The 5,093-nt window shown below is 73.1% G+C and carries 2 protein-coding genes; both read left to right on the top strand.

What is annotated here, in order from left to right; all coding sequences use genetic code 11:
- Nucleotides 1–398 (top strand): phosphopantetheine-binding protein (locus AB0I77_RS53065; RefSeq protein ID WP_363290250.1); only part of this gene is annotated, 398 nt, incomplete at its 5' end.
- 102 nt (nt 399–500) lie between these two features.
- Nucleotides 501–5,093: beta-ketoacyl synthase N-terminal-like domain-containing protein (locus tag AB0I77_RS53060; RefSeq protein WP_363290249.1), on the top strand; the 4,593-nt coding region annotated here is incomplete at its 3' end.

Below are 5,093 nucleotides of genomic sequence, written 5' to 3'. Positions count from 1 at the left end.
GCTTCGACTCGCTGACGGCGGTGGATCTGCGGAACCGTCTGATGAACGTGACCGGGTTGCAGTTGCCCGCCACCCTCATCTTCGACCACCCCACCATCCTGTCCCTCCGCGACCACCTCAGCGCGGAACTGGCTCCCGCCGACGACGGTGACACCGCCTTCCTCATGGGCGAGTTGGACAAGCTCCGCGCGGTCCTCGCCCAAACCGCGCCGGCCGCGGACGACGACGTGCACGCGGCGATCGGTGACCGGCTCCAGCAACTGCTGGCCACCTGGTCGGCGGCCGCCACGGACGGCGGTGGACAGGACACGGACCAGGGCAACCGCGTCGAACTCGACAACGCCAGCGACGACGAGTTGTTCGCGCTGCTCGATGACAAGCCCTGGGTGAGCGACTGACCGTCCGCACCGGCGCCCCCGGAACACGCCAGGCCCTCTGACCGGATCATCCCAGGCCCCCCTGCTACGGCTCTCCGCGCTCTTTCGAAGGACAAGGAACAGATGGCGAACGAGGAAAAGCTCCGCGAATACCTCAAGCGTGCGATCGCCGACGCCCAGGACGCCCATCTTCGTCTGCGTGAGGCCGAGGCCAAGGAGCATGAGCCGATCGCGATCGTCGGGATGGGCTGCCGCTTCCCGGGGGGTGTCGCCTCGCCGGAGGACCTGTGGGGGCTGGTGAGCGGCGGCGGGGACGGCGTCACACCGTTCCCCACCGACCGCGGCTGGGACCTCGACGCCCTGTTCGCGACCGACGCGGAGCGGGCGGCGGGCACCTCGGCCACCCGGGAGGGAGGCTTCCTGCACGAGGCCGCCGAGTTCGACGCCGAGGCGTTCGGCATCAGCCCGCGTGAGGCGCTGGCGATGGATCCGCAGCAGCGGCTGCTGCTGGAGACGTCCTGGGAGGCCCTCGAACGCGCCGGGATCGACCCGCTGTCCCTGCGCGGAACGGCCACCGGCGTCTTCGCCGGGCTGATGTACCACGACTACGCCTCCCGGCTGCCGGAAGCGCCCGAGGACCTCGCCGGCTTCCTCGGCAACGGCAATGCCGGCAGCGTCTTCTCCGGCCGTATCGCCTACGTCTTCGGCTTCGAGGGCCCCGCTGTCACCATCGACACCGCCTGCTCCTCGTCCCTCGTCGCCCTGCACCTCGCCTGCCAGTCCCTGCGCTCCGGCGAGTGCACGACGGCGCTCGCGGGCGGTGTGACGGTGATGGCCACCCCGGCCACGTTCGTGGAGTTCTCCCGGCAGGGCGGCCTCGCCGGGGACGGGCGCTGCAAGTCCTTCGCCGACGAGGCGGACGGCACCGGATGGGCGGAGGGCGCGGGCGTCCTCGTCCTGGAACGCCTCTCCGAGGCCCGGCGACTCGGCCACCCGGTGCTCGCCGTGATCCGGGGCAGCGCCGTCAATCAGGACGGCGCGTCCAACGGCCTCACCGCGCCCAACGGGCCGTCCCAGCAGCGCGTCATCCGCCGCGCGCTGGAATCCGCCCGGCTCACCACCGCGGACGTGGACGCCGTCGAGGCGCACGGCACCGGCACCCGGCTCGGCGACCCCATCGAGGCGCAGGCCCTCATCGCCACCTACGGCAAGGGACGGGACGAGCACAACCCCCTCTGGCTCGGCTCCGTGAAGTCCAACATCGGGCACACCCAGGCGGCGGCCGGCACGGCCGGCGTCATCAAGATGGTCATGGCGTTGCGCGCCCGCCACCTGCCGCCCACCCTGCACGCGGACCGGCCCACCTCCCAAGTCGAGTGGTCGGCAGGCGCCGTCCGCCTCCTCGCCGAGGCCCGGCCCTGGCCCGACACGGAGCGCCCCCGCAGGGCCGCCGTGTCCTCCTTCGGCATCAGCGGCACCAACGCCCACCTCGTCCTCGAAGAAGCCCCCGCCCCCGCCGCCGACGACACCGACGAGGCCTCCCACGACCTGCCCTGCATCCCCTGGGTCCTGACCGCGCGCAGCGCCACAGCGCTGGAGGCCCAGGCCGAACGCCTCGCCGCCCACGTCACCGGATCCGACGCCTCCGCCCTCGACATCGGCCACAGTCTGGCCACCGGCCGAGCCGTCCTCGAACACCGGGCCGTCGTCCTCGGCCCCGACCGCGACACCCTGCGCGCCGCCCTCGACGGCGTCAGCGGCATCGCCGGCACCGAGACCGCCGTCAAGGGCACGGTCACCGAGGGCCGTACGGCCTGGCTCTTCACCGGCCAGGGCAGCCAGCGCCCCGGCATGGGCCGCGAACTGTACGCCACGCATCCGGCGTACGCGCGCGCCTTCGACGAGATCTGCGCCCTGCTCGACGCCGAACTCGCCGACGAGCCCGGCTTCGACGCGCCCGTGCGCGACGTGTGCTTCGCCGAGCCCGGCACACCCGAGGCCGCGCTCCTCGACCGCACCGGCTACGCCCAGACGGCCATCTTCGTTCTCGAAGCGGCCCTCGTCGCCCTGCTGCGCGACTGGGGGGCCGTACCCGACGTCGTCATCGGCCACTCGATCGGCGAGATCGTCGCCGCCCATACCGCCGGTGCCCTCGAACTCCCCGACGCCGTACGTCTCGTGGCGGCCCGCGCCCGGCTCATGCAGGCGCTTGAGGACGGCGGCGCCATGGCCGCGATCGAGGCCGACGAGGGCGAGGCCACCGCACTCCTGGCCGCAACCGACGGCGCGGCGGTGATCGCCGCCGTCAACGGACCCCGCGCCGTCGTCGTCTCCGGCACCGAAGAGGCCGTCGACCAGGTCATGGCGGCCGCCCGCGAACAGGCCGTACGAGTGACCCGCCTGCGGGTCAGCCACGCCTTCCACTCCCCGCTGATGGCGCCCATGGCAGGCGAGTTCGCCCAGGCCACCGCCGACATCGATCACCGCCGCCCCGTCATGCCCGCCGTCAGCACCCTCACCGGACGGGCCGTCGACGGCGACGACTGGGCGAGCCCCGACTACTGGGTACGGCAGGTCCGCGGCACCGTACGCTTCCACGATGCCGTCCGCACCGCCACCACCGAACTCGGCGTCACCCGCTTCCTGGAGATCGGCGCGGCCCCGGTCCTCACCGGCCTCCTCCAGACCGCCGCCCCCGACACCACCGCCGCGGCCACCCTCCACGAGGGCCGCGACGAAGCCGGCTCGGTGCTGACCGCGCTCGCGGAGATGTTCGTCCGGGGCGCCGCCACCGACTGGGCCGCCGTGTTCACCGACACCGGCGCCCGCCGCATCGACCTGCCCACCTACGCCTTCCAGCGCCACCGCTACTGGCTCGACGCCACCCGGCCCGCCACCGACGCCCGCGGCCTCGGCCTCGGCGTCGCCTGGCACCCACTGCTGGGCGCGTCCGTCGCCGTCGCCGGCTCGGACAACGTCCTGCTCACCGCCCGCCTGTCCGTCGCCACCACCCCCTGGCTCGCCGACCACGTCGTCGGCGGACTCACCGTCGTCCCCGGCACCGCCCTCGTCGAACTCGCCGTCCAGGCAGGCCTGCACGTCGACTGCTACCAGCTCGACGAACTCACCCTCCAGGCCCCGCTGGTCCTCCCCGAACAGGGCGCCGCCCAGGTCCAGATCGTCATCGACTCAGCCACCGAGGACGGCCGCCGCGCGGTGCAGGTCTTCTCCCGTGCCGAGGACGCCGAGATCGAACAGGCCTGGACCCTGCACGCCACCGGCGCGGTGAGCAGCCGCACCACATCCGAAGAACCCTGGGACCTGCGTGTCTGGCCACCCGCCGACGCCGAGCCCGCCGACCTCGCGGGCCTCTACGACCGACTCACCGACGTCGGCCTCCAGTACGGTGCCGCCTTCAGGGGCGTCACCCGCGTCTGGCGGGCCGCCGACGACTGGTACGTCGAGGCCGCCCTTCCCGAACCCGTCGCCGACGGCGCCGCCTCCTTCGGCCTCCACCCCGCCCTCCTCGACACCGTGCTCCAAGCCCTCGCCCTGCGCGGCGGCGACGACCGGACCGCGCTCCTGCCCTTCCTGTGGTCCGGCATGACACTCACCGCGGTGGGCGCCACGGCCGTTCGCGCCCGGCTGCGCATCCACGGCGAGGGCGAGATCGGCCTGCGCGTCGCCGACGCGACGGGCGAGCCGGTCGCCACCGTCGAATCCCTCCTGCTGCGCCCTGTCTCGACCAGCGAGTTCGCCGCCCAGCAGGCGGCAGTGGGCGCCGAACACCTCTACCGCGTGGAGTGGACCCCCAGCACGCCGGTGGCGACCGAACGGCGGACCACGAACACCGTCGTCATGGGCGACGTGCACAGCGGCCTCGACGTCCCGCTGCACGCCGACCTGGACGCGCTCCTCGCTGCCCTCGACGCCGGGGCCGACACCCCGTCCCGAGTCCTGCTGCCCGTCGCCAACGGCCCCGTCACTGACGTCGTCGCCACGACGCTCACGGTGGTGCAACAGTGGCTCGCCGAACCGAGGCTGGCCGACTCCCGCCTGGTGATTGTGACTACGGGCGGCGTCGCCGTGACGCCGGACGAGACACCCGACCCGTCCGCAGCCGGCGTCTGGGGCCTGCTCCGCTCCGCCATGAACGAGCACCCCGGCCGCCTCGCCCTCCTCGACACCGACACCGACGCCGCCGCCCTTTCCACCGACGCCGCCGACCAACTCGCCCTGCGCAACGGCCAGGTGTGGGTGCCGCGGATGGTGCGGATGGGCTCGGACGGAGTGCTGGTGCCGCCGGTGGGTGTGGGTGCTGGGTGGCGGATGGATGTGGTGGCTCAGGGGCGGCTGGATGGTGTGGGGCTGGTTGCGGAGGAGCCGTGTGCGTTGCGGGCCGGTGAGGTGCGGGTGGCGGTGCGGGCGGCGGGGGTGAACTTCCGTGACGTGCTGAATGTGCTCGGTATGTATCCGGGGGATGCGGGCCGGCTTGGGCATGAGGGTGCCGGTGTGGTGGTGGAGGTGGGTCCGGAGGTGACCGGCCTGGTGGTCGGTGATCGGGTGATGGGTTTGCTGGACGGGGCGTTTGCTCCGATGGCTGTGAGCGATGCGCGGCTGCTGGCCCGGGTGCCGGAGGGGTGGTCGTTCGAGCAGGCGGCGTCCGTGCCGATCGTGTTCCTCACCGCCTACTACTCCCTGGTGGATTTGGCCGGT

The sequence above is a fragment of the Streptomyces sp. NPDC050619 genome (assembly GCF_040654815.1).
Classification (GTDB): domain Bacteria; phylum Actinomycetota; class Actinomycetes; order Streptomycetales; family Streptomycetaceae; genus Streptomyces.
The sequence above is the reverse complement of the archived record's forward strand: the minus strand, read 5'-3'. Positions and strand labels throughout refer to the sequence as shown.